The 24,174-nt window shown below is 47.3% G+C and carries 32 protein-coding genes; 25 read left to right on the forward strand and 7 right to left on the reverse strand.

The genetic code is table 11. The annotated features are described in order from the left end of the window. Positions 1-3 precede the first annotated feature (3 nt). Genes rpmD through ACKRDP_RS03705 form a run of 17 tightly spaced genes read left to right on the forward strand, consistent with a single transcriptional unit; the run spans position 4 to position 9,811 of the window. Positions 4-189, forward strand: coding sequence for a 50S ribosomal protein L30 (gene rpmD, locus ACKRDP_RS03625; protein ID WP_409153393.1), 186 nt, complete (start codon positions 4-6; stop codon positions 187-189). Continuing rightward, positions 186-632 (forward strand): 50S ribosomal protein L15, encoded by a 447-nt coding sequence (gene rplO / locus ACKRDP_RS03630; protein WP_409153394.1) that lies wholly within the window; start codon positions 186-188, stop codon positions 630-632. The genes rpmD and rplO overlap by 4 nt, the downstream gene beginning before the upstream one ends. Beyond that, positions 629-1,924 carry a preprotein translocase subunit SecY gene (gene secY / locus ACKRDP_RS03635; protein ID WP_409153395.1) on the forward strand — a complete coding sequence of 432 codons (1,296 nt, stop codon included), beginning with the start codon at positions 629-631 and terminating at the stop codon, positions 1,922-1,924. Before rplO ends, secY begins: the two co-directional genes overlap by 4 nt. Then, a complete protein-coding gene (locus ACKRDP_RS03640) occupies positions 1,921-2,562 on the forward strand; it encodes an adenylate kinase (RefSeq protein ID WP_409153396.1) in 642 nt (213 codons plus the stop codon). Before secY ends, ACKRDP_RS03640 begins: the two co-directional genes overlap by 4 nt. Then, positions 2,552-3,343, forward strand: a complete 792-nt coding sequence (map, locus tag ACKRDP_RS03645) for a type I methionyl aminopeptidase (RefSeq protein WP_409153397.1) — start codon at positions 2,552-2,554, stop codon at positions 3,341-3,343. The genes ACKRDP_RS03640 and map overlap by 11 nt, the downstream gene beginning before the upstream one ends. After that, positions 3,336-3,575, forward strand: coding sequence for a translation initiation factor IF-1 (infA, locus tag ACKRDP_RS03650; protein ID WP_173833229.1), 240 nt, complete (start codon positions 3,336-3,338; stop codon positions 3,573-3,575). Before map ends, infA begins: the two co-directional genes overlap by 8 nt. A 37-nt stretch (positions 3,576-3,612) precedes the next feature. After that, complete coding sequence (rpmJ, locus tag ACKRDP_RS03655) at positions 3,613-3,729, forward strand: 50S ribosomal protein L36 (RefSeq protein WP_173833230.1); 117 nt, start codon at positions 3,613-3,615, stop codon at positions 3,727-3,729. An 11-nt stretch (positions 3,730-3,740) separates the two neighbouring features. Next, positions 3,741-4,121, forward strand: coding sequence for a 30S ribosomal protein S13 (gene rpsM, locus ACKRDP_RS03660; protein ID WP_409153398.1), 381 nt, complete (start codon positions 3,741-3,743; stop codon positions 4,119-4,121). An 11-nt stretch (positions 4,122-4,132) separates the two neighbouring features. Next, entirely contained in the window at positions 4,133-4,522 is a 390-nt protein-coding gene (gene rpsK, locus ACKRDP_RS03665; RefSeq protein WP_409153399.1) for a 30S ribosomal protein S11, read from the forward strand. Between the two features lie 3 nt (positions 4,523-4,525). Next, the gene (gene rpsD / locus ACKRDP_RS03670; protein WP_409153400.1) at positions 4,526-5,155 is read left to right on the forward strand and encodes a 30S ribosomal protein S4; all 630 of its coding nucleotides are present in this window, start codon (positions 4,526-4,528) and stop codon (positions 5,153-5,155) included. Positions 5,156-5,167: 12 nt separating this feature from the next. After that, complete coding sequence (locus tag ACKRDP_RS03675; RefSeq protein WP_409153401.1) at positions 5,168-6,121, forward strand: DNA-directed RNA polymerase subunit alpha; 954 nt, start codon at positions 5,168-5,170, stop codon at positions 6,119-6,121. A 3-nt stretch (positions 6,122-6,124) separates the two neighbouring features. Further along, positions 6,125-6,481 (forward strand): 50S ribosomal protein L17, encoded by a 357-nt coding sequence (rplQ, locus tag ACKRDP_RS03680; RefSeq protein ID WP_409153402.1) that lies wholly within the window; start codon positions 6,125-6,127, stop codon positions 6,479-6,481. Next, the gene (locus ACKRDP_RS03685; protein ID WP_409153403.1) at positions 6,478-6,717 is read left to right on the forward strand and encodes a YggT family protein; all 240 of its coding nucleotides are present in this window, start codon (positions 6,478-6,480) and stop codon (positions 6,715-6,717) included. The genes rplQ and ACKRDP_RS03685 overlap by 4 nt, the downstream gene beginning before the upstream one ends. After that, on the forward strand, positions 6,714-7,490 hold the full coding sequence (locus ACKRDP_RS03690; protein ID WP_409153404.1) for a TlyA family RNA methyltransferase: 777 nt from the start codon (positions 6,714-6,716) through the stop codon (positions 7,488-7,490). Before ACKRDP_RS03685 ends, ACKRDP_RS03690 begins: the two co-directional genes overlap by 4 nt. Positions 7,491-7,500: 10 nt before the next feature. Continuing rightward, the gene (locus tag ACKRDP_RS03695) at positions 7,501-7,869 is read left to right on the forward strand and encodes a hypothetical protein (RefSeq protein WP_409153405.1); all 369 of its coding nucleotides are present in this window, start codon (positions 7,501-7,503) and stop codon (positions 7,867-7,869) included. Then, positions 7,845-8,093, forward strand: coding sequence for a hypothetical protein (locus tag ACKRDP_RS03700; protein ID WP_409153406.1), 249 nt, complete (start codon positions 7,845-7,847; stop codon positions 8,091-8,093). Before ACKRDP_RS03695 ends, ACKRDP_RS03700 begins: the two co-directional genes overlap by 25 nt. Continuing rightward, the gene (locus tag ACKRDP_RS03705; protein WP_409153407.1) at positions 8,093-9,811 is read left to right on the forward strand and encodes an oxygen-binding di-iron domain-containing protein; all 1,719 of its coding nucleotides are present in this window, start codon (positions 8,093-8,095) and stop codon (positions 9,809-9,811) included. The genes ACKRDP_RS03700 and ACKRDP_RS03705 overlap by 1 nt, the downstream gene beginning before the upstream one ends. On the opposite strand, the gene lepB is transcribed toward ACKRDP_RS03705, so the two are convergent. Then, positions 9,801-10,484 carry a signal peptidase I gene (gene lepB / locus ACKRDP_RS03710; protein ID WP_409153408.1) on the reverse strand — a complete coding sequence of 228 codons (684 nt, stop codon included), beginning with the start codon at positions 10,482-10,484 and terminating at the stop codon, positions 9,801-9,803. The two genes, ACKRDP_RS03705 and lepB, sit on opposite strands and share 11 nt — an antisense overlap. Before the next feature lie 5 nt (positions 10,485-10,489). Next, on the reverse strand, positions 10,490-11,533 hold the full coding sequence (rlmN, locus tag ACKRDP_RS03715; protein WP_409153409.1) for a dual-specificity RNA methyltransferase RlmN: 1,044 nt from the start codon (positions 11,531-11,533) through the stop codon (positions 10,490-10,492). 60 nt (positions 11,534-11,593) lie between these two features. On the opposite strand from rlmN, the gene ACKRDP_RS03720 reads away from it, so the two are divergent. From ACKRDP_RS03720 to ACKRDP_RS03740, 5 genes are read left to right on the forward strand one after another with little or no spacing between them, the layout of a single operon-like run. Continuing rightward, positions 11,594-12,529: a lytic transglycosylase domain-containing protein gene (locus tag ACKRDP_RS03720; RefSeq protein WP_409153410.1), complete on the forward strand. Its 936-nt coding sequence runs from the start codon at positions 11,594-11,596 to the stop codon at positions 12,527-12,529. Then, positions 12,529-13,128, forward strand: coding sequence for a molybdenum cofactor guanylyltransferase MobA (gene mobA, locus ACKRDP_RS03725; protein ID WP_409153411.1), 600 nt, complete (start codon positions 12,529-12,531; stop codon positions 13,126-13,128). The genes ACKRDP_RS03720 and mobA overlap by 1 nt, the downstream gene beginning before the upstream one ends. Continuing rightward, on the forward strand, positions 13,103-13,315 hold the full coding sequence (locus ACKRDP_RS03730; protein WP_409153412.1) for a heavy-metal-associated domain-containing protein: 213 nt from the start codon (positions 13,103-13,105) through the stop codon (positions 13,313-13,315). The genes mobA and ACKRDP_RS03730 overlap by 26 nt, the downstream gene beginning before the upstream one ends. Beyond that, a complete protein-coding gene (locus ACKRDP_RS03735) occupies positions 13,305-13,892 on the forward strand; it encodes a hypothetical protein (protein WP_409153413.1) in 588 nt (195 codons plus the stop codon). Before ACKRDP_RS03730 ends, ACKRDP_RS03735 begins: the two co-directional genes overlap by 11 nt. Next, the gene (locus tag ACKRDP_RS03740) at positions 13,855-14,508 is read left to right on the forward strand and encodes an endonuclease III domain-containing protein (protein WP_489685576.1); all 654 of its coding nucleotides are present in this window, start codon (positions 13,855-13,857) and stop codon (positions 14,506-14,508) included. Before ACKRDP_RS03735 ends, ACKRDP_RS03740 begins: the two co-directional genes overlap by 38 nt. On the opposite strand, the gene ACKRDP_RS03745 is transcribed toward ACKRDP_RS03740, so the two are convergent. From ACKRDP_RS03745 to petA, 3 genes are read right to left on the reverse strand one after another with little or no spacing between them, the layout of a single operon-like run. Beyond that, entirely contained in the window at positions 14,486-15,118 is a 633-nt protein-coding gene (locus ACKRDP_RS03745; protein ID WP_409153414.1) for a cytochrome c1, read from the reverse strand. The genes ACKRDP_RS03740 and ACKRDP_RS03745 overlap by 23 nt on opposite strands. Beyond that, a complete protein-coding gene (locus ACKRDP_RS03750; protein ID WP_409153415.1) occupies positions 15,115-16,326 on the reverse strand; it encodes a cytochrome b in 1,212 nt (403 codons plus the stop codon). Before ACKRDP_RS03750 ends, ACKRDP_RS03745 begins: the two co-directional genes overlap by 4 nt. A gap of 12 nt (positions 16,327-16,338) precedes the next feature. Next, positions 16,339-16,857 (reverse strand): ubiquinol-cytochrome c reductase iron-sulfur subunit, encoded by a 519-nt coding sequence (petA, locus tag ACKRDP_RS03755; RefSeq protein WP_409153416.1) that lies wholly within the window; start codon positions 16,855-16,857, stop codon positions 16,339-16,341. A 152-nt stretch (positions 16,858-17,009) separates the two neighbouring features. On the opposite strand from petA, the gene ACKRDP_RS03760 reads away from it, so the two are divergent. Continuing rightward, positions 17,010-18,302: an NAD(P)/FAD-dependent oxidoreductase gene (locus ACKRDP_RS03760; RefSeq protein ID WP_409153417.1), complete on the forward strand. Its 1,293-nt coding sequence runs from the start codon at positions 17,010-17,012 to the stop codon at positions 18,300-18,302. Here ACKRDP_RS03760 and ACKRDP_RS03765 read toward each other — a convergent pair. Next, positions 18,299-20,560, reverse strand: coding sequence for an endonuclease MutS2 (locus tag ACKRDP_RS03765; protein ID WP_409153418.1), 2,262 nt, complete (start codon positions 20,558-20,560; stop codon positions 18,299-18,301). The genes ACKRDP_RS03760 and ACKRDP_RS03765 overlap by 4 nt on opposite strands. A 12-nt stretch (positions 20,561-20,572) precedes the next feature. Further along, on the reverse strand, positions 20,573-22,420 hold the full coding sequence (locus ACKRDP_RS03770; RefSeq protein WP_409153419.1) for a GGDEF domain-containing protein: 1,848 nt from the start codon (positions 22,418-22,420) through the stop codon (positions 20,573-20,575). Positions 22,421-22,540: 120 nt separating this feature from the next. Here ACKRDP_RS03770 and ACKRDP_RS03775 point away from each other — a divergent pair, with 120 nt between their 5' ends. Further along, the gene (locus tag ACKRDP_RS03775; protein WP_409153420.1) at positions 22,541-23,140 is read left to right on the forward strand and encodes a peroxiredoxin; all 600 of its coding nucleotides are present in this window, start codon (positions 22,541-22,543) and stop codon (positions 23,138-23,140) included. A gap of 53 nt (positions 23,141-23,193) precedes the next feature. Further along, a complete protein-coding gene (gene trxB, locus ACKRDP_RS03780; protein ID WP_409153421.1) occupies positions 23,194-24,165 on the forward strand; it encodes a thioredoxin-disulfide reductase in 972 nt (323 codons plus the stop codon). The last annotated feature ends 9 nt before the right edge of the window (positions 24,166-24,174 follow it).

The following is a 24,174-nucleotide window of genomic DNA, read 5'->3' on the forward strand; positions in this document are numbered from 1 at the left end:
GTAATGGCCAGGCTTAAGGTGAAACTTGTCAGAGGTCTTGCAGGAAAGCCCGAGGCTCAGGTAAAGGCCGTAAAAAGCCTAGGGCTTAAAAAGGTAGGCCAGGAAGTCCTGCTTGAAGATAACCCCATGGTAAGGGGGAACATACGCAAGGCGCTTCATCTTCTTCAGGTAGAGGAGGTCAAGGAATGAAACTGCATGAGCTTGCACCGAAGGAAGGATCAACAAAGGAAAGGAAACGAGTGGGAAGAGGTATAGGTTCTGGGCTGGGAAAGACCTGTGGTAAGGGTCATAAGGGGCAGAAAACCAGGTCAGGAGACAGGAGACTTCCCTCCTGGTTTGAGGGTGGTCAGACGCCCCTTCACAAAAGAGTGCCAAAGAGAGGTTTCAGACCTGTAAACAGGATAGAGTATGCGGTGGTTAACCTAAAGACCCTTGAAAGATACTTTGAAGCTGGTCAGGAAGTTAGCCCGGAAACTCTACTGGAAAAGGGGCTTGTAAGAAAAGGGATGCCCGTCAAGGTGCTGGGAGATGGAGAGCTTACAAAGGCTCTGAAGGTAAGAGCCCACGCCTTTTCTCAGTCTGCAAGGCAGAAGATTGAATCCCTCGGCGGGGTCTGCGAGGAGGTAAGGTGATAGAGTACATAAAACAGCTTTTTTCCCTTGAGGACTTCAAAAAGAGGCTCCTTTACACACTTTTTATGCTTGCCATATACAGGCTTGGCAGTCATATTCCGCTGCCCGGCATAGACACAACAGCCCTTCAGGATTTTTTCAAGAGCTTTCAGGGAACCCTCTTCTACCTTTACGATATCTTCTCTGGAGGAAACCTGAGCAGGATGACTCTTTTCGCCTTGGGAGTCATGCCCTACATATCTGCCTCCATAATGATGCAGCTTCTTACGGTGGCGGTGCCGGAGCTTCAGAGGCTTGCCAAGGAAGAAGGTGATTATGGAAGGTATAAGATAAACCAGTATACGAGGTATCTCACCCTCCTTGTTGCCTTTGTTCAGTCCATAGGTATAGCTGTCTGGCTGCAGGGGCAGGTCTCGCCAAAGGGAACCCCCATAGTGCCAGATGCTGGAATTCTCTTTTCCATAACCACCATAATAGCCCTCGTTTCCTCCACCATGTTTCTCGTGTGGGTGGGCGACAGGATAACGGAGAAGGGTATTGGTAATGGTATGTCCCTTCTCATATTCGCCGGTATAGTGGCAGGTTTCCCCAGTGCTGGCATAAGGGTTTGGGATATGCTCAGAAACGGTGATATCTCCCCCTTTGCCTTTGTGGGCACCATCATCTTCATTATAGCGGTGGTTGTGGGCATAGTCTTTATTCAGGAAGCAGAAAGAAGGATACCCATACAGTATCCGAGAAGACAGGTGGGAAGACAGGAGGTTATGGGCTCCTCCAGCTACCTTCCCATAAAGATAAACCCCGCAGGTGTAATACCCATAATCTTCGCTCAGTCCCTTCTTATAATTCCTTCCACAGTTCTCGGTTTCATACAGCACCCCATAGCCAGAGCTATGCATGATGCCTTCAACCCCACAACACTCCCCTACAACATCCTCTACATAGCCTTCATAATCTTCTTCACCTACTTTTATACAGCGGTGATCATAAACCCGGTGGATGTGGCAGACAACCTCAAAAAGGCTGGAGCCTTCATCCCGGGCATAAGACCGGGTCAGGATACCCAGAAGAGCCTGGAATACATCATTAACAGGCTTGCCCTTGTGGGTGCCATCTTCCTGAGCGTGGTGGCTATAGTGCCCATCTTCATAAGTCTCTGGCTAAATGTTCCTTTCTACTTTGGAGGAACAACTGCCCTTATCGTGGTGGGTGTAGCCCTTGACACTATAAACAAGCTCGAGGCTCAGCTCCTCCAGCAAAAGTATACCAAGTATAGGAGGAAGGTAAGATGATAGTGGTGTTCCTTGGACCACCAGGCTCTGGCAAGGGGACGCAGGCAAAAAAACTCTCTCAGGAGCTGGGTCTTGTGCACATATCCACCGGTGACATCCTCAGAGAGGCGGTCAAGAACCAGACAGAGCTTGGCATTAAAGCAAAGGAATACATGGACAGGGGGGAGCTTGTCCCTGACAGCCTTATGATAGCACTCATAGAGGAGGTGATGCCTCAGGAGGGCGGTTTTATACTTGATGGATTTCCAAGAACAGTGCCACAGGCTGAAGCACTTGATGATATGCTGCAGAAACATGGAAAGGGGCTAAGCTGGGTTTTTCTCTTTGACCTTCCAGAAGAGGTAGTAGTGGAGAGGCTCTCTGGTAGGCTCACGTGCTCCCAGTGTGGTGCCGTATACCACATAAAGTATAACCCTCCCAAGGAGGAGGGTATATGCGACCTTTGTGGCGGAAGGCTCGTCCAGAGGGAGGATGACAGAGAGGAGATAGTCAGAAAGAGATACAGGGTATACACGGACCAGACAAGACCTCTCGTTGAATTTTATCAGCAGAGGGATAAATTGATAAGACTGAATGCAGCACAGGATATACAGGAGGTAAACAGAAGGCTTTTAGAGGTGCTAAAGAATGGCGGTTGAGCTATATTCTTTTAAGGAGATAGAGAAGATAAAGAGAGCCTGCGATGTGGTGGTTGAGGTATTGCAGGCGGTGGCGAAGTTTGTAAGACCCGGCGTATCCACCTACGAGCTTGACCTTATAGCGAGAGAAGAGGCAAAGAAGAGAGGTGCAAAGCCTGCCTTTCTCAACTACAAGCCACCCTTCAGCAACGAGAAGTTTCCGGCAAGCCTGTGTGTCTCCGTGAACGAGGCGGTAGTCCACGGTTTGCCTAAAAAGGAACAGGTAATAAAGGAGGGTGATATAGTCAGCCTGGACTTCGGAGCCTATGTGGAAGGATACGCGGGGGACTCTGCTCTCACTGTAGCGGTTGGAGAGATAAGCAAAGAAAAGGAAATGCTCATGAAGGCTACAAGGGAAGCCCTTCAGGAGGCGGTAAGGGTATGTATACCGGGCAACTGGGTTTCAGATATAGTGGAAGCCATACACAGGGTGGCAAAAAAGTATGGCGTCTACCCTCTCAAAAACCTCGGTGGGCACGGTATAGGGAGGAAGGTTCACGAGGACCCCTTCATACCCAACCATCCTGAGACCCTAAAACAGGAAAAGAAGGACTACAAGCTGAGACAGGGCATGGTGGTTGCCCTTGAACCCATGCTCTCCCTCGGGACAGAAGAGATATCACACAATGGCGACAGATGGACGGTGATAACCGCAGACGGAAGCCCCGCAGCCCACTATGAGTATGTGGTGGCCATAACCAAGCAGGGGCCCATAGTGCTCACGGAGTTTAAGAATGGCTAAGAAGAAAGGAGAAGAGAAGCAGAAGGAAAAGGGTATAGTGCTTGAAGGTGAGGTTCTTGAAGCCCTCCCCAACGCCATGTTCAGGGTAAAGCTGGAAACGGGCCATGAGGTGCTTGCCCACGTCTCTGGCAAGATGAGGATACACTTCATAAGGATACTGCCCGGTGATAAGGTGAAGGTGGAACTCTCTCCCTATGACCTCACCCGCGGGAGGATAGTCTACAGGGGATGATTTTGTGCTATAATTTTCTGCTTACAAGGAGGTTAGCATGAAGGTAAAACCTTCTGTCAAGCCAATATGCGCCAAGTGTAAGGTGATAAGGAGAAAGGGAAGAGTTATGGTCATATGCGAAAACCCAAAGCACAAGCAAAGACAGGGTAGTTAAGGAGGTAAGATATGGCAAGGATAGCTGGAGTTGACCTTCCAGATGGTAAAAAGCTGGAAGTTGCCCTCACATACCTGTATGGTATAGGCTGGGCAAGGGCAAAGGAGATATGTGAAAAAACCGGCATACAGGGCACAAAGAGACTGGGAGAGCTAACACCCGAGGAGCTAAACACCATAAGGAAGTTTATAGAACAGAACTACACGGTAGAGGGTGACCTCAGAAGGGAAGTGCAGATGAGCATAAAGAAGCTCATAGACATGGGATGCTACAGGGGTATGAGGCATGTAAAGGGCCTGCCCGTTAGGGGTCAGCAGACAAGGACCAACTCAAGAACCAGAAAGGGTAAGAGGAAAACAGTTGGTGGCACAAAGAAAAAGATAGCAAAGTAAGGAGGTAATTTATGGCGAGAAGGCAACAACAGCCCAAAAAGCAGAAAAAAACCGTAACGGAAGGAATAGTTCACATACTGAGCACCTTCAACAACACCATAATAACCATAAGCGATAAGCAGGGCAATGTGCTTGTCTGGGAAAGTGGTGGAACTGTGGGCTTTAAGGGAACGAGGAAAAGCACGCCCTATGCAGCACAGCTTGCCGCTCAGAAGGCTGCAAAGAGGGCAGTTCAGGAATATGGGCTTCAGGAAGCAGAAGTGAGAGTTAAAGGGGCAGGAGCTGGAAGAGAATCTGCTCTGAGAGCCATCTATGCCGCAGGCATAAAGATAAAGGCAATAAGGGATATAACACCCATACCCCATAACGGATGCAGACCACCTGCTAAGAGGAGGGTTTGAAGCATGGGCAGGTATATGGGACCTCAGGTAAGAATTGACAGAAAGCTCGGCGTGGTAGTATCAGGGAAAAAGAGTGCTCCCAAAACCCTGGCAAGAAGGAACTTTCCCCCAGGCCAGCATGGAAGGGTAAAAGGCAGGAGGAAGAAGCTTACCGAATACGGCATAAGGCTTATGGAAAAGCAGAAGCTCAAGTTCCTGTACGGAGGTCTCAGGGAGAAGCAGTTCAGGAAATATTTTGACGAGGCATCACGCTCCAAGGGCAACACAGGACAGGTTCTTCTCCAGCTTCTGGAGAGAAGGCTTGACAACGTGGTATACAGGCTTGGCTTTGCAAGCACAAGAAGACAGGCAAGACAGTGGATTTCCCACGGACACTTTCTGGTAAACGGCAGAAAGGTGGACATACCCTCTTACAGGGTTGAGGTGGGAGACATAATAGAGCTAAAGCCCTCTTCCAGAGATATAGCACAGGTTCTGGAAAATCTGGAAAACATAGACCCGAGAAGTGTTCCACCCTGGCTTGAGCTGGACAAGGAGAACTTCAGAGGAAAGGTCATAGACCTTCCAAAGGATATTCAGCTGGAGGTTCCAGTCAACCTTCAGTACATAATAGAGTTCTACTCAAGGGTCTAAGGAGGAAAGAGTATGCTTAGAGAGTTTCTTTTCCCCTCAAAGGTCTACTGGGAAGAGAGGACAAAGACCTACGGCCGCTTTGTGATGGAGCCCTTAGAGAGAGGTTTTGGAATAACTGTGGGAAATTCCCTCAGGAGGACGCTTCTCTCTTCCATACAGGGCGTTGCCCTGACCGCTGTGAAGATATACGGTGTGTATCACGAATTCTCATCCGTTGAGGGTGTTCAGGAAGACACTCTTGAAATAATAGCAAACCTCAAAAGGGTAAGGTTTAAAATGCACACCTCTGATGTGGAGGTGCTCTATCTGAAAAAGAAGGGTGAGGGTGCTGTATATGCGAGAGATATAAGCCTCCCCCCAAGTGTGGAGGTGGTAAACCCAGACCAGAAAATACTCACCATTACTGACCCGAACAGAGAAGTCAACATAGAGCTCAGGATTGAAAAGGGTTTTGGATACCTGCCTACAGAGGAGATGGAAGTTCTTGGAGAAGTAGGGTGGATACTTGTGGACGCAGATTTTTCCCCAGTTCGTCAAGTTGCCTTTAGAGTTGAAAAGACAAGGGTGGAGAAAAGAAGCGACTACGACAGGCTCATAGTGGAGCTCTACACAGATGGCACAAAGACACCTGACGAGGTTATTAAGGAAGCGGTGGGGCTTATAGTGAAAAACTTCACCCCTCTTGAGAACATATCCTTTGAAGTGCCAGTTATAGAGGAGCCAGTTGGGGTTGTGGAGGAGTTTGTGGAAAAGCTCAGCCTTCCAATAGAGGAGCTTGATGTTTCTCAGAGGGCTCTCAATTCCATAAAGAGGATGGGTATATCCACCATAGGAGACCTTGTAAAGCTCACAGAAGAAGACCTCAAGGGCACGAAGAATGTGGGCAGAAAGGCCATAAACGAGATAAAGGAAGCCCTGAAACAGATGGGGCTTCACCTTGGCATGGATATAGAAAGCAGGAGGTAAAGGATGAGGCACAGGGTCAAGAAAAAGCACTTTGACAGGACAAAGGAGCAGAGGCTTGCCCTTTACAGGTCCCTTGCAAGGGCTCTTATTATGGAAGAGAGGATAGAGACATCACTTCAGAGGGCAAAAGCAGTAAAGCCCTTTGTGGAGAGGTTGATAAGCCTTGGTAAGAAGGGGGACCTGGCATCAAGGAGGCTTGCCCTGAGGCTTCTGCCCGACAGAAGGGTGGTGAAAAGGCTTTTTGAAGAGGTGGCACCCAGGTTTGAAAACAGGAATGGAGGCTATACAAGGATAATAAAGCTACCAGAAAAGAGAAAGGGTGATGGTTGTGAGCTTGCCCTCCTTGAGCTTGTAGAATGATAAAGGGTATATTATCCTTCCTTATAAACCTTCTTATAATCCTTGTCCTGCTTCATGCGGTGGGTTCCTGGATACCAAAAATAAGAGAAAGTAAATTTTATGAAAGGCTTGACAGCCTCATTGCCCCTCTTCTCAGTCCAATAAGGAAAATAGTCCCACCAGCCGGTGGGCTTGACTTTTCCCCACTTATTCTTCTTTTTATACTCTATCTCATCAAGTATCTTTTAAAGCTTTGAGGCTTGACCAGTATCTTGTTGAAAGGGGCTTGGTCTCTACACGGGAAAAGGCTCAGGCCATGATAATGGCAGGGCTCGTGTATGTGGATGGTAAACCTGTCACGAAGGCAGGAACAAGAGTAAAAGAGGGGCAGAGGGTAGAGGTCAGAGAGCCTCCAAAGTATGTTTCCAGGGGAGGATACAAGCTGGAATGGGCTATAAACAGGTTTGGTCTTGATGTGAGGGATATGGTGGCTATAGATGTGGGCTCCTCAACGGGTGGCTTTACCCAGTGTCTTTTGATGTTTGGTGCAGAGAAGGTATATGCTGTGGATGTGGGACGGGGTCAGATGGACCCAAAGCTCAGGTCAGACCCCAGAGTGATTCTCTATGAAGATACAGATGCAAGGGAATTGACGGATAAACACATACCTGAGCCAGTGGATTTGATAACCGTAGATGTATCCTTCATATCGGTTACCAAAATAATCCCCCATGTGGTAAAATTCCTTAAGGAGGAGGGAATTTTGCTGGTGCTTGTAAAACCACAGTTTGAGGTGGGTCCAGAAAGGGTAAGGAAGGGTATAGTAAAAAGAGAAGAGGACAAAAAACAAGCTGTCATAAAGGTGGCTGAGTTTTTAACCTCTGCCGGCTTTAATGTGGCTGGGGTGACAAAGTCAAAGCCAAAGGGCACAAAGGGAAATGAAGAGTTCTTCCTTCTCTCAGGCAGGCATCTTAAAGCCTTAGAAAATCTGGAGGAGGCTGTAGAGAGTGCAGTCAGGGAAGTTGTTTGAAGAAAACTGCATGCAGGGAAAGATAGGGCTTTATCCTTTTACGCCAGAAAACCTTATGAGAGTAGGTCTTGCCCTTTGCACATACCTGAAGATACACAGGGGGACCGAAAAGCCAAGAATGAGCGTGGGGGCTCTGAACTTTCTTACCCTCTGTGTCACAGTGGGCTTTATGGCAGGCGGTGGAGACGTTTACATGGATGAGGAGGGGGACATAATCCTTAAACATACCATTGAGGAGGGCAATGCAAGGCTATGGATAGAGAACATGGAAAGCTATGAGCTCAGAATGGTTGAATCAATACTCTTCAGCAGGTATAATATGCCAAGAGCAGAAGGAGAGGAGGTAGGTAGCCTATGGATACTAAAAAAACTGCTATAGAGCTCTCGGAAGAGACCCTTAAGACCCTTTTAGAGTTCGGCACAGACCTGGATGAGTTTTACAGAAGGTTCAGAGAGCTCAGACTTCTTGAGGATGACCTTTCCTTTCAGTCTGCCCTTCTTCATGTGGAACATGCCTTTTTCATGGTGGTGCAGTCAATAAACATACTCAGGGAACAGCTGGTGCTTCTGAGAACAGCAGGTCAGAAGGGGGAGGTTTATTGATGGGTGTTCTGTGTATGTTGCTGGACAAGAAAAAGCAGTATTTTTCCCTTCTTGCGGACATATTCAACATAACCGGACATAAGCTTCTTATAGCACTTGATGAGAACAAAGCCTTTGAGCTTTTAAAGGTGTCGGAGCCTGAAATCTTAATACTACCTGCAGAGGACATAGACTTCTGGTTTAAACTCCTTGAGCTTGAAAAATACATATTGCCGGTTCTGTTCGTGGAAAGCTATGAGGAGGCCGAGTCATTAAGAAAATATGGACTGAGAGATTTAAACTCTGTGGTTTTACCCTTCAACCCTATGGAACTTTTAACCAAGATTGTCAGCCTGAGCAGGGAGCCTCAGGATGTGGCCTCCCTTTCTGCCACGGGACCTGTCAATGTGCTTCTTAAACTCTTGCGTAAGGGCGTTACCTCATCCCTCCTGATAGAAGATATAGAAGATGAAGAGAATTTCTGCACCATATACATACATGAAGGCATTATAAAGGGCAGTAGCTGTGGCAGGGAGGAAATACTTACTCTAATTCCTAAAGATGTGAAAACCACCCTTGATGTTTATGAGGAAGACAGGGCTGTTATGAGCTACGTATACAAAAACAACTGGGACTTTCTTTCCACTATTGTCTATGGCTATGTTCCAGAGCAACTCTTGACACAGGTGGGGTTAAAAGAGGAGGAGCCTGCAACTTCAAGGCCTGTCCTTGATATGAGCCAGCCCATAGAAACAGGTGATGGACTTTTCTGGATAGGAGTGCCTCAGGAGGGTGGATTGCTTCAGAAAAACTCATACCTGCGTATATATGAAAGGGAAAGCATAAGGGTCCCTGTGCTGATAAACATAGGCACCATGCAGGATTACATCCTTATAAGGGCAAAGCTGGAGCAGGTGATTGGCACTGTGGATGCCTTAAGGGCGGTAGTAATCCTTGGCTCTGCTGTGGATGAATGCTCGGGCATTCTCAGCATGCTTCAGTCAAACCAGAGGGCATTGGTGATAACTTCCCTGAGCATAGCCCAGAGGTTAAAAGCCCTCGGTATTCCCCAGGCCAGGATAAGGGCTTTTGAATCCTTCCCAAACAGAAGGCTCAGGCTTGCTACAGGGGATGTGCTCAGATTTGTCCCACTACCCTTTCTTCCTGAAAGGGGCAGTTTTGCCATGCTTGAGGAAAGCAGGGGCTATCTGTTCACGGGCAGGTTTCTGAGCTCTCTCTGCACATACGAAGAGCTGAACCCTGTAGAGGGGGGTGACTTAGAAGATGTTCTCATATACACAGGCTTTATGGCACCCTCACAGGATACCCTGAACAGAGCACTTAAGCGGATAAATTGGGAAGAGGTGGACTCCATACTGCCCATGTTTGGAAATCCCGTGCACTCTCAGGAAAGAGTTAAGGAACTCTTCGCCAGGCTAGAAAGGGGTCTGCTGCCAGTAGCTTTTGAAGTTAATGATAGAGAGGTAGTTCTGGAGGTATGCAACAGCCTGGTAGCATATTTGAGAGACAACATGGAGGCGTCAGAGCTTCAATCTTTCCTTGAAGAGTTTAATCAGTTTGCATATCTGGAAGATGGAAAGATAGTAGAGCCTTTCGTTGAGCCTGAAAGTTTACCCCCTCTTATACTGGGTTTAATGTATGCAAAGGGGATAAATCCAACTCTCATAAAGCATACTATAAGGCACTTTTATATGGCAGGTATTCCCCTTACCATATGATGGGTTTGCCTATTCTTTCAAACCTTGGGTTTAGCAGAGCAAGAAATAGCTGTTTAAAGCCTGTTAATATACTCACGTCAGTGCTCTCAAGGGGCGGTATGTCACCAGAAAAGTATATAACAAAAGCCTTCCCCACAATGTTTTCTCTCGGCAGAAGCCCCCAGTATCTGCTGTCCTCGCTGTTATCCCTGTTGTCTCCCATTACAAAATAGTGCCCCTCAGGTATTCTGGCGTAGTAAACATCTTTTCTCTGAATAAAGGGATTCTGGTATAGGGCTATTCTGTGTCTTACTCCGTTTGGGAGGGCTTCCTCGTATATAAATTTTAAATTCCCGTCTTCCACAACCTCTTCCACAAGCCTCAGGGGAAGCTCCTGACCGTTTATGAAAACCCTCTCACCCCTTATCTCAAGGGTATCCCCAGGCATCCCTATGATTCTTTTTATAAAGTCTATCTGGGGGTTTATGGGCCATTTGAAAACCACTATGTCCCCCCTCTGAGGTTCAGAAAGTCTGTAAACCAGCTTGTTGACAAGTATAAAATCACCCACGAGAAGCGTGGGCTTCATGGAGCCGGAGGGAATGTTGTAAGCCTGAACAAGAAAGGCCCTTATAAAGAGGACCACTATTATAACTATTACAAGCTCCCTGAGCCATCTGGGAATTGACTGCACCTGTTCTATTTTACCATAAGCTCAAGCCTTTTGCTCCTGAGCTGCCCACAGGCTCCAAAAACTTCAACACCCTTGCTCAGTCTTATGAAGGTGGATATGTTATACCTTCTGAGCACTTCCTGAAAGGCGTAAACGCTCTCCAGGGATGGTCTTTCAAAGGGAAGGGAGGGGTCAGGATTGTAGGGTATGAGGTTCACCTTGAATTTTCTCCTGTAAGGAGCTACCATGTCTGCCAGTTCTCTGGCTTCCCGTGGTGAGTCGTTAATACCCTTTATTACCACATACTCAAGCATTATCCTTCTGTCGGGAGGGTAGGGAAAGTTTACGAGGACATGAAAAAGCTCCTGCAGGCTGTTTGTCCTGCTTATGGGCATGAGAAACTCTCTGAGATTTTGGGATGGAGCGTTTATAGAAACGGCAAGGTTGAGCTCTCTCATAAGGGGGTCCTCTGACATTTTTCTGAGCTGAGCCACAAGACCGCTGGTGGATATGCTCACCCTTCTCTTGGAAAGGTCTATCCCCCAGGGGCTCACCATTATCTCCACAGCCTTCCTCACCGCCTCATAGTTTGCCAGGGGTTCACCCATACCCATAAAGACCACATTCCTTATCCTGCCTGGCGTTTCCCTCTGAACGAGGAGATACTGGTCAACTATCTCTGCTGGAGTTAGGTTTCTCAAAAGTCCATCCTTTGCCGTGGCACAGAACCTGCAACCCACCGCACAGCCAACCTGAGAGGATACACAGAGAGTCAGGTGGTCCCTTTCAAAGATAAGAACGGTTTCTATCATATGGCCATCTTCTGTCCTGAATATATATTTAACCGAGTCCTCAGTGGACACCTTGCCGACAGCCTCAAGGGTATGAACTCTGAAGTGCTCAGAAAGCAGAACCCTGTGAGCCTTTGAAAGGTTTGTCATCTTCTGAAAATCCGTTTCAAACTTTTTGTAAAGCCAGTCAAGCACCTGGGCAGCCCTGTAGGATTCAAGCCCAAGCTCTCCAAACCTTTCCCTCAGCTCCACCAGATTGAAAGAGGTAAGCAGCTGCATTATGTATTAAATTTATAACACCGATGGCGATGAGTGTATAATAAACACTGGAGGGTTGATATGAAAAAGGGGGTTTTATTCCTGTGTCTATCAGCAACAATCTTAAGCTCCTGCACTCCAGTGGTTCGTCAGGCAACCATACCCAGGGCAGAGCATAATGTAAGCCTTGTCCAGAGGGGGAGCTTTTACTTCTCGGAGGAAGAGGAAAGGTTTATAAGGGAGGAGGCAAAAGCTCTCGGCATACCCATACCGGACAGAGAAGAAATAAGAAGGTTTATGGACTATTACCTGAGCAACAAAAGGTTCTTTGAGCTTACCCTCCAGAGGGCAAACTACTACATGCCCCTCATAAGACCAATAGTGCAGAGGCATGGTCTTCCTGAAGAACTAGCCCTTCTTCCAGTCATAGAAAGTGCCTTTAACAATTTTGCTGTGTCAAGGTCCGGGGCTGCCGGACTCTGGCAGTTTATACCTTCCACTGCAAGGAGGTATGGGCTCAGGGTAGACCAGTATGTGGATGAAAGGTTTGACGTTCTGAAGGCCACAGATGCTGCCATGAGGTATCTCAAGGACCTCTACGGTATGTTTGGAAGCTGGGAGCTTGCCCTTGCCAGCTACAATTGTGGTGAGAACTGTGTGGCGAGAAGAACTGGCGGTGTTGACTTCTGGGTAACCCAGCGTTTTCTGCCAGAGGAGACCAGAAATTACGTTCCCGCCTTTTTTGCAGTGCTCCTCCTCGCAAGAGACCCTGAAAAGTACGGGCTTTCTGTCAGGGTTGAAGGTATGGAAATAGACAGGCGGCTTGTGGAGAAAGACACTGCAGTTGAGGAAGTTCTATTAAGAAAAGGTGTAAGGGAAAGCACCTTCAGAGACCTCAATCCTCATATAAGAACCGGGATTATACCTGCAGGCACATATGTTTACATACCCAGGGAACAGAACTCAGCGGAAAGGGTTGAAAGGCTGCCAAACGGAGCAAAACTTATCATCAAGTAATGACAGAATGCTTTGTGCTTGCAGGTGGTCTCAGCAAACGCTTTGGTGAAGACAAGCTGCTATACCAGATTGGTGGAAAGAAGGTAATAGAATACACTGTTGATGCCCTCAGAGGTTTTTGCGAAAGGCTTTGCCTTGTGACTAAGGATAGAGAAAAGTTTTCCTTCTTAAAGGATGTGGAAATACTGGAGGATAAAATTGCAAAACAGCTCGCTCTTGCTGGTGTATACACAGCACTGGAAAATCTCAGAGGGGATAGAGCCCTGATACTGGCTGGAGACATGCCCATGATAAAGAGGGAGGTTGTCCAGCTTCTGCTGGAAAGGGCAGAACCACCTATAACCCTTTTCAGGATAGGTGGAAAGCTCTATCCTCTTTTTGCGGTATACTACAGGCAAGTTTTGCCAGAGCTAAGGGTCTACCTCAACTCTGGAGGTGAGAAGGTTGTGGATTTCGTGGAAAGGTTTACTCGCAAGGAACTTACCGAGAGGGAAGTGATTGGACTTGACCCAGAGCTCCTTTCCTTCCTGAACATGAACACGAAGACAGATGCTGAGTATATATTAAAGACTTATGGTGGAAAAAACTTTGAAGGTTGAGGGTATGACCTGTCAGCACTGTGTGGAGACTGTAAAGAGGGCAATCTACTCCCTTGAAGGTGTATCCCATGTGGAGGTCACTCTTCAGGAAGGGAAGGTGCAGGTCCGTATGGAGGAAGAAATCCCCTTCCACACGCTAAAGTCTGCAATAGAGGAGTGGGGCTACAGGGTGGTCGGTGAGGTTTGAAGAGTTCAGGGCAGAAGTGGAAGGTCTTGAGCTCTTCAACAGAGGGTGGAGGGGTTATATCTACAGGGGTGTGTGGAAGGGGGAAAGAGTTGCTATAAAGGTGGCAAGGGACAGGGAAAGAGTGTATGCCATTAAAAAGGAATGTGAGATACTCAGAAGACTGCTGGGAATGAAAGGGTTTCCCCAGCTCCTCTACTGCGGGGAGGAATTTATAGTCTATACCTTTATAGAAGGAGTTCCCATAGAAAAAAAGAAACTCACAATTCAGGAGAAGGTGGATATATACCTCAGGATACTTGAACTAATAAAGATTCTTGACTCCCTCGGTATAAACAAAGAGGAGCTTCAGAGGCTTGACAAAAACACCCTCATAGGAGAAGACGGGAATGTTTATCTGCTTGACTTTGAAAGGGGAAGCCCAGAAGCAAAAAAGCTACACAACCTCACTCAGTTTCTTCAACTGCTTGTCAGGGAAGGCTTCCTTCAGAGGGAAAGGGCAAAGGAGCTTGGTATGAGATATTCAGGGGGTGAGAAGGTCTATGATGAGGTTGCTCAGGCTCTACGGGCTTTTACTTGAGCTTTACGGTCCTCAAAAATGGTGGCCTGTGGACATTCAATACCACAAACTCAAGGGCACGGACCCGAGGGATGAGGTCATAATAGGGGCTGTGCTTACACAGAACACAAGCTGGAAGAACGTGGAGAAGTCTTTAGAAAACCTGAAAAGGGAGGGTGAGCTGTCTCTTCGGTTTATAAGGAATGCCAGGATTGAGAAGCTCAGAGAACTCATAAGACCCTCCGGTTTCTACCATCAGAAGGCAGAGAGACTAAAGGCGGTGGCAGAGTTTATAAATCCAACGGACATGGTAAGAGAGGTATCAAGGGAGGGGCTTTTAAAGGTCAAAGGAATAGGACCTGAAACTGCAGATGCCATACTTCTCTATGCAGGTGAAAGATTGAGTTTCGTGGTGGACAAATACACACAGAGGTTTATGAAAAGGCTTATGGGAGTTGATGGAAATTACCACAGCCTCAAGAGTTTCTTTGAGTCAAACCTCCCCCAGGACCTTGAAGTCTATAGAGAATTCCACGCCCTCATAGACGAGCACGCAAAGAGGTATTGCAGGAGCAACCCCCTGTGTAGGGAGTGCCCCCTGAAGGACAAATGCATCAGTGCAAGCCCATCCTCTTGAGAATTTTTCCTCTCCATAACCACAGAAGGACACCCATAACCACAAGGTAGGCTATTGTTCCCACACCCATAAGAACCCTCTTGTTTTTCTCCTCAGGAGAGGGCTCGGATACAGACTTGAGATAGGCGATTATCTTTGCAGTTTCCTCTGGTCTTCCTGCCATGACCGGGGGCATGGATGTTCCCGGAAGCACCTTCTGAGGCTCAAGGGTAAAGTTGAATAAGTATTCCTTACCCTTGACAAGATACATGGTGGAAAGGTCTGGAGGAACCTTACCGAATGACTCTTTCAATGCCATGAGGTCTTCATGGAATACCGCCTCATATACATCTCTTGGCAGAACCTTTCCATACTTTTCCTGTAGCGTTTTGAGTTTTGGGTTCGCCTGCACAGAGCTTATGTAAACCGCATCATATCTGACAGAATGGCATGCCTGACAGTTCTGCTCAAATAGCTGTTTACCCTCCTTTGCGTAGCTCTTCACATCACTTGCTATCTTTGCATACTGAGAGGGCATCTCGTAAGTTTCACGATGGGCAAAAATGTTGTTAATCCATATTATGTAAAAAAACAGCACTATGATAACCGTAAAAAAGATGGTCTTAATCATTGCTTCTCACCTCCTCTTGCTTTATACCATCCCCACTCTATGATGGATATGATGGGGAGAGAAAGGAAGAAGGCAAAGAGTCCTGCGGTAAACACGAGGCCAAGCATGGCGTTGGTGGGTGTGGGAGGCATGGTCCCCAGTATAGTAAGAGCCATGGAGGATATTACCAGCACAATAAACATTATGAAAAAGAGAGGTCTGTTCCTCGCACTCTTTAGTGGTGAAAAGTCAAGGAAGGGCAGTATAAGTAAGAAGACAAGGGAAAGATTGAAGGCCACAAAACCGAGGAACTTGTCAGGTATGGACCTGAATATGGTATAGTATGCCAGCAAATACCACTCAGGAGCTATGTGGGCTGGTGTTTTGAAGGGGTCTGCAGGGTCATAGTTGTCTGGTGGCAGGAAGTGGTGCATGTAGAAGAAGACAAAGAAGAAAAACACCGCAAGGTAGCCCATTATGTAGGCACCCTCCTTGAGGGTCATGTAAGGATGGAAGGGGACACCTTCTTTTTTCTTGTCTATCTCTCTTCCCTCTGGATTGGATATACCCGCTGCACGCACTAGATAGAGGTGTATGCTTACAAGAAGGAGAAGTATGAGGGGCAGGAGCCATATATGAAGACCGAAGAACCTTCCGAGGGTTATCTGACCTATTTCATAACCTCCCTTCATCCATATGGATATGGTCTCTCCTATTTTGAGATGACCTATGAGAGGTGCAGAGTCTATTGAAGTAGGAATCTCTGCGGTAACCACCATGCCCCAGTAAGAAAGCTGTCCCCAGGGGAGGAGGTATCCGGTAAGAGCTGTTACAAGGAGAACAAAGTAAATGAGCCATCCCACAATCCAGGTAAGTTCCCTCGGCTTCTTGTAAGCATTATAGTATATGCCAGTGAATATATGGAGGTAGACTACCGCAAGGAAGAAGTTTGCACCCGCGGCGTGCACGTGCCTTATGAGCCACATGAAAGGCACTTCTTTCATTATGGTGTAGTTGGCACTGTCAAAAGCGGTATGAACGTTTGGCTGATAATACATGGTAAGGAATATGCCAGAAATGACCTGAATGGCAAAGGCCACTATTGCCATAATCCCAAAAGCGTAGGGGAAGGTGAGGTTTTTGGGCACTTTGTAGTCCACCATCTGAGACTGCCAAAGCTCAGAAAGGTGCGCCCTTTCATCAATCCATCTGCCAATCCTTCCAAGCATCTTCACACCTCCTTATGTAAGTTCCTTGACAAAGCCTGCTTCACCTATAACAAGCTTGTTGCCATCCCTCTTTTGCGGAGGCACGTGAAGTGGTCTTGGCGGAGGACCGGCTATGTTATCTCCCCACGGTGAATAGAAACCTCCGTGACAGGGACAGTGAAAAACAGGGTAGTTAAACTCAGCCTCACCCTGAGGCTTCCAGAGAGGAACACAGCCAAGGTGGGTGCATACCGCTATGAGAGCGTATGCCTCCTGACCCTGAAGTAGTCTGGCATTGACCTCCTCCTTTGCCTTACCGGTCCACTGGAAGCCCTGTGGGAGCTTGACCACAAAGACAGGCTTGCCCTTCCAGGATACAACCCTGACCTGCCCTTCTGGGATGGAAGCCACATCCACCTCCACCATGGCACCCGCAAGTGAGGCAGCGCTTGGTGCAAGAGTCTTGACTATTGGATACAGGACTCCAAGGACTCCCACAACTCCGAGACCGCCTATGGCAAGACCCATAAGGTCCCTTCTTGAAGTTTCCATGACTTTACCTCCTGACATAGTTCATAACATTTTAATTATATCAGAAGGAATTATAAAGGACAAAAGGAGTTTTTTGTAATTTTATTTGACATGTCTAACATTTTGCTTATATAATTATAAGCTATTACTTATAAAACTCAGGAGGTTGTGTTATGAGCAAGCATGTGGTGATAATCGGCGGTGGGATAGGTGGAATAGCCACCGCCTACGACCTCAAAAAGTTAGACAAAAGCCTGAAGGTCACCATCATATCGGGAAGACCCTACTTCGGCTTCACTCCTTCCTGGCCCCACCTCGCTCTGGGCTGGAGGAAGTTCGAGGACATAAGTGTCCCCCTTGCAGGACTCCTTCCAAAGCACGGCATAGACTTCATAAACGAGGATGCGGAGAGCATTGACCCTGAAGCCAACAGGGTAAAGACAAAGGGTGGTAAGGTTGTAGAGTATGACTATCTGGTCATAGCCACAGGTCCAAAGCTTGTCTTTGGCGCAGAGGGTCAGGAGCAGAACTCCACCTCTGTGTGCACTGCAGAGCACGCCATGGAGCTCAACAAAAGGCTTGAAGAGTTCTACAGAAACCCGGGACCTGTGGTGGTGGGTGCCATACCGGGCGTGAGCTGTTTCGGTCCGGCTTACGAATTTGCCTTCATGCTCCATCATGAACTCAAAAAGAGAGGCATAAGGCATAAGGTGCCCATAACCTACATTACATCAGAACCTTACGTGGGTCATATGGGGCTTGGTGGTGTCGGACCCTCCAGAAGGCTCATGGAAGATGTAATGGCAGAAAGGAGCATAAAGTGGGTTGCCAACGTGAAGATAACAAAGGTTGAGCCGGACAGGGTAATATACGAAGACCTTGAGGGCAAGACCTATGAGGCACCTGCAAAACTCTCCATGATTATGCCAAGGTTTATGGGTCCCGAAGTAGTTCAGTCTGCAGGTGAAAAGGTGGCAAACCCAGCCAACAAGATGGTCATAGTCAACAGATGCTTTCAGAACCCCACATACAGGAATATCTTTGGAGTAGGAGTGGTCACTGCCATACCTCCTGTGGAGCAAACACCCATACCCACAGGTGCACCCAAGACTGGTATGATGATAGAGCAGATGGCTCTTGCGGTTGCTCACAACATAATCAACGACATAAGGAACAATCCAGACAGATACGCTCCTGAGCTGTCTGCCATATGCATAGCGGATATGGGTGGCGATGCCATGGGCTTCTTCGCTTCTCCTGTGCTTCCTCCCAGGTCAACGGTGCTTTACAGGAAAGGTGCCATAATGCACTACATCAAGTCAGCCTTTGAAAAATACTTTTTGTGGAAGGTAAAACACGGGGACGTGGCGCCGTGGTTTGAAGAAAAGGGGCTTGAATTCCTTCTGAAGATTCACCCAATTCACCTGTGCTCTGACTGTTCCGGTTCACCAGGGTCTGCCTGCTAGTCTCTGTTCAGATATGCGAGGGAGGTTCCCGCTCCTCCCTCCTTTGGATACCCCTCCCTGTGGAAAACCACAAGGGGTGAAGAAGAGAGAAATTCCTGAACAGCTCTCTTCAGAGTCCCATAACCATGTATTATCTTTACAGCCTTCAGACCCATGCTGTGGGCTTCCTGAAGAAAAAGTTCAAGTTTGGTGATTGCTTCCTCCACGCTAAAGCCTGTCAGGTTTATCTCCGATGGTGAACTTCTCTTTATCTCAAAAACCTTCTCCGGTTGCTGCTCTTCTGGAGGTGGTTCGGTCTTTCTTAGCTCTGAGAGCTTCACCCATGCCCTTACACCACCAGCCAGAAGGCAGGCTTTTCCCTCCCTTATTTCAAGCACTCTACCCTTTGAGCCAAATATCTCCACCCAGTCTCCAACCTCTATGGTTTCCTCCCTTTCCTTTTTGTAGGCTTCCTCTACCTTCTCCCTGAACAGCTCCCTGAGCTTCTGCCTGTCTTTTAGACTTCTCATGTGCTTTTCTGCCTCATGGAGAAACTCCTCAAAACGCTCCTTTACATCCTCTATGGCTCTTCTTATCTCCTGCTTCTTTCTGCTTTCAAGCTCCCTAAGCATGGCTTCCTGCTCCGCTATCATTTTTTCAAGTCTTTCTCTCTCCTCCTGCAGTTCCCTTAGCTTTTCCTGATACTCCCTTATATAACTTTCAAGCATTTCTCTTGCGGTAAAATACTCCTCAAAGCCTGCAGGAAGAAATCTTCTTGCCTTCTGTATCAGCTCCTCCGGCATACCACACTTCTGGGCTACAAAAAGTGCCATGCTTTCCCCCACCGCATCGTATACTATCCTGTAAAGAGGCTTCAGGCTTTCTCTGTCAAAAAGCGTGCTTGCTGGCGTGTAGTAGTCAGAGTTGAGGGCATACACCTTTATGGGTGTGTGATGGGTGTTAACAAGCACAAAGGCCATTTTCTCCCTTAGATATTCCAGAACTGCAACTCCAAGGGCTGAACCTTCTACGGGGTCAGTTCCAGCACCCAGCTCATCAAGAAGCACCAGGGTGTTTTCCTTCACATGGGGCAGGAACTCAGCAATGTTGACCATGTGAGAGGAAAAGGTGGAGAGGCTCTGCTCTATGCTCTGCTCGTCCCCCACGTCCACAAAGACATTTTCAAAAACTGGTAGTGTGCCCTCCTGCAAAGGTATGGGTATGCCAGACTGGAAAAGAAGACAGCAAAGGCCAAGAGTTTTCAGGGCCACAGTTTTACCACCCGTATTTGGTCCTGTTAACACAAGCCCTCTTTTGCCCTTTATGACTATATCAAGAGGAACCACATCCTCCTTCAGAAACACCAGAAGCGGATGTTTCACCCCCAGAAGCTCCACATGCTGACCCATGGAGGGGAACCTTCCTCCATATGCTCTGGAAAACTGAGAAACAGAATTCAGATAATCTACCTTCACAAGAGTTCTGAAGGCCTCCATAAGCCTCTGGGACTGCTCACCAATCATGGAAGAGAGTTTTTTCAGTATCCTTCTTACCTCCTCCTCTTCTTCATCTCGTAGGGTTGTAAGCCTGTTGTTTAGCTCAATTACGCTCTGAGGCTCCACATATGTGGTAAAGCCAGAGGAGGAGGTCCCGTGCACTACACCGACCACTTTCTTGACCTCTGTGGTCTTTACTGGCAACACATACCTGCCATTTTTGTAGGCAACGAATTTGTCAGAAAAGACCCTGTCAGCATCTGGTCTTGAGAAGACAGCTTCAAGCCTCTTAAGCACCTCCTTTTCTGTATCCCTTATCCTCTGCCTTATCTCCCTAAGATTCTCGCTTGCAGAGTCTTTTACAAAGCCCCGCGGGTCTATAACAGACTCAATCATGTTCTCAAGGCTGCTAAAAAGATGGAGCCCCTTTGTAAGCCTGGTAAGGCTCCTGTATGTCTGAACCATTTCCCCGAGAACTTTTCTGAGCTCCCTTATAAGCCTTATCACCTTAAGAAGTGCAAGGGCTTCATCCACTGTTATGGCATAATCCTTTATGGAAGTCCTCTTTATAAGTTCTTCCACATCCTCAAAGTTGTATAGATTTACTCTGTTGGAAACTTTCATAAAGTCTTCCACAAGGCTCAATTTTTCTTTCAGCGAATCCCTGTCGCTTGTGGGCCTTATCTGGTCAATGAACCTCTCTGTTGCCTTTGAATGAGCATAGGTCTTTATCCTGTCCAGAACATGAAAAAACTCAAGCCTTATAAGGTCTCTTTCTCTCATCAATAGAATATTTTAGTAACTCTCCTCCTGCCAGAACTCGGTTCTGAACCTTACAACCCTGTTCCTGCCCGCCTGCTTTGCCCTGTAAAGAGAAACATCTGCAAACTTTATGCACTGCCATATTTTATCAGAGTCATGGGGAAATTCAGCAACACCTATGCTAACGGTCTTTTTCAGCACAATCCCTGGTGCCTCTATGGTGTGGTTTTCTATAGCCCTTCTTATCTTCTCAGCCACCTCTTCAGACTTACCAGGCTGCACGTCTACCAGAAGCACCATAAACTCCTCTCCACCGTATCTTATCACCATGTCTGCCTCTCTCACAGATTTTTGTATTTGATGGGCAACCTCTCTGAGAACTCTATCCCCCACATCATGACCGTATCTATCGTTGACCTCTTTGAAGTAATCCACATCCACCATGAGAATGCCCAGAGCTGTCCCACGCCTTCTTGTCTGGGCAACCAGCTTATCAATCGTCTCCTCAAGGAACCTCCTGTTGTATAGCCCTGTAAGCTGGTCTCTGAATGACTGCTCTCTGAGCATGTCCATGTAGGTTCTTGCCTCAAGCACTGGCGCCGCCTCATTGAGATAGCCCTTTATGTATGGTATTAACAGGTTTATAAAGGGCTCCATCTCAGGTTCGTAGATTAACTGCACCACATTGCCCACCGCACCACCCACGTATGCGGGTATGCAGTAGTAATGAAGTCTACCTTCTTTGCATGCCTGGTTATCTCCAAAGTTTGGGCATATGCAGGGAAACTCTCTTGAATCCACGCTGGTTCCTGTTCTTTTTGCCCTGCATTCCTCTGCATTTTCAAGTATAACCTCATTGCAGCGGCTTTTGGAACCTATGGCATAAACCAGACTCATCCTGTTTTTTGCCTGGTTCACTTCATACAGACAGAAGTTGTCAAGGCTCATGTAATCCTCCAGCACCTCCCTTATCCTCTCGTAAACGTCCTTCTTACGCCTGTCCTTTTCTATTACCCTCTTGAACTTATAGATGTTAAGAAGCTCGTCCACAATCTTTGAAGTGTCCGAAAGCACATTTCCAGTTTTCAACACCCCATAACCTATCATGCTCCTGACCTTCTCCTCAACAGAGTTCAGGGTATTGTGAAGGCTTTTGAAGGACTGGGATAATATCTCTTTCAGTGCACTGGCTTCATATCCTGGGTCTGTTTTTATTTCATATTTAAAGGAGCCCTCCCCCGCAGACTTCATAAATTGAGCAAGCTCATTTATAAAGCTACTTATCTTCGTTATAAAAAGATTCATAAAAAGTGCAACCGCGGCAAGGGCAAGCAGGAAAGCAACAGTAAGCACGGAGAGAACCTTTGCAGAAGCTGACCTTATGTGAGTCAGGTCCATGCTCAGACTTATGGCACCAAGGGTTTCACCTGGCTTAGCCCTGTGGCACTGAAGACAGTCTACCCCCTTTATAGGCTCTGCCCTGTAAGGTATAACTATTCTGTATTTAACTGAGGTGAGGGATTCCTCAAGATGCTCCATGGTCTTGCCTGTTTGGAGGACTGCCCTTTCCAGCTCATCCTTTGGCAGCTCAAACCTCATGCCACCTCCAAACTGCTCCACCACGCTCTTTGCCCTTATAACCCTTATCTCCTCCACCCCTTCTATCTCCCTTATTCTGCTAAGAAACTCATCCCTCCTGTTTATTACGCCCATGACCATAAAAGAGGTAAGTGTATCCCTGACCAGTTCAGATATTATGTATGCCCTCTGCTTGGACTCTCCAATAGCCTGAGATCTGAAGGTATAAAGCGTGGTTGCGAGTATAAGTAAAAAGGCAAGTAGCATTACACCTACAAGCCTTACAAGAATGGCTTTTTTCATAAACCCTCCTTGGTTAAAGATTATAAACTCTCATTCCTGGAGTTGACTTACATCATATTGCAAATTTTTCTCAATAGCTTATAATATTCAATAACAAAAACTTGATTAAGGAGGTAAGACATGGAAGCAGTTAAGGTTGGACAGAAGGTTCCAAATTTTGAGATGGAGGTGTATGACCCCAAAACTCTCGGCTTTGGGAAGGTTTCCCTGGAGGACCTTCTCAGGGAGAGGAAATGGACAGTGCTTTTTTTCTACCCTGCAGATTTTACCTTTGTATGTCCCACAGAGCTGGCAGACCTTGCAGAGCACTACGAAGAGCTCCAGAGGATGGGGGTTGAGGTAATATCCGTCTCAACGGACACCAAATACACCCATCTTGCATGGCAGAGAGCAGAAAAACTACTGGAGAATGTCAGATATCTCATGGGTGCAGACCCTACAGGAAAGGTCTCAAGGCTCTTTGGAGTCTACGATGAAAACACGGGGCTTGCCTTGAGGGGAACCTTTATAATCAACCCAGATGGTATACTTGTTGGCTCTGAAGTTAACTTCTACAACGTGGGAAGGAACGCAGAAGAACTGGTGCGCAAGATGAAGGCAAACGCATACCTGATGAGCCATCCCGATGAGGCCTGCCCTGCAAAGTGGAAAGAGGGTGAGAAAACCCTCAAGCCATCTCAGGAGCTTGTAGGGAGAGTTTACGAGGCTCTGCAGACTTGAAACTTCCCCCACTGGGGGGACTATATTTTTATATTCTATATGGAGGATAAGGTATGGAGCTGACACTGGATTTTCATACAGATAAGGTTTACGATGTAATTATAATTGGCGGTGGACCCGCAGGTGCCTCTGCGGCCATATACACCGCAAGAGCTGGCCTTTCAACCCTTGTGCTTTATAGGGCTGAGGCAGATGGAGCGCTTGGAGTGACGCAACAGATAGAGAACTACCCTGGTATAAGGGGTCCCTTATCTGGATATGAGCTTCTGAAGCTTATTCGTGAACATGCAAAAGCCTTTGGTGCAGAGTTTATAAGGGGTAAGGTAATAGCTACGGACCTGATGAATGATATAAAGAGAGTATATACCATAGATGGTAGAGAATTTAAGGGCAGGGCTGTGATAGTTGCATCGGGAGCTATGGAAAGGACGAACAAGTATAAAGGTGAGGAAGAATTCCTCGGTAAGGGTGTATCTTACTGTGGGGTCTGCGATGCAGCCTTTTTCAAAGACAGACCTGTGGCTGTAATAGGAGAGGATGACTACGCCCTTGAGGAAACTGAGTTTATAGCCCGTTTTGCAAGCAAGATTTACCTCGTTGTCCCTTCCAGCAGGATAAAGGCACCCCACGAGATGGTCTCTGAGATACAGTTCAACCCAAAGGTGGAAATACTCCTTCATCACAGGGTTGTGGAAATCTCAGGCACATCCCTTGTGGAGGGGCTGTGGGTTCAGAATATTACAACGAAGGAGAAAAGGCTCCTGCAGGTGGATGGTGTATTCATATTCCTGGGTGGTAACAAGCCCTCGGTGGACTTTCTTATGAACCAGGTGGAGATGAACGGAGAACACTGCATAGTGGTCAACGAAGAAATGATGACTTCAGTTCCCGGAGTATTTGCTGCGGGAGATGTGCTCTGCACCAACATAAAGCAGGCTGTGATAGCAGCGGCAGATGGTGTAAAAGCTGCCCTTGCTGTGGACAAATACCTGAACAAAAAAGCAAAGATTACCGCCCAGTGGTAGAGCTGGTTT

Source organism: Pampinifervens navoyensis (assembly GCF_046159715.1).
Taxonomy (GTDB): Bacteria; Aquificota; Aquificia; order Aquificales; family Aquificaceae; genus Pampinifervens.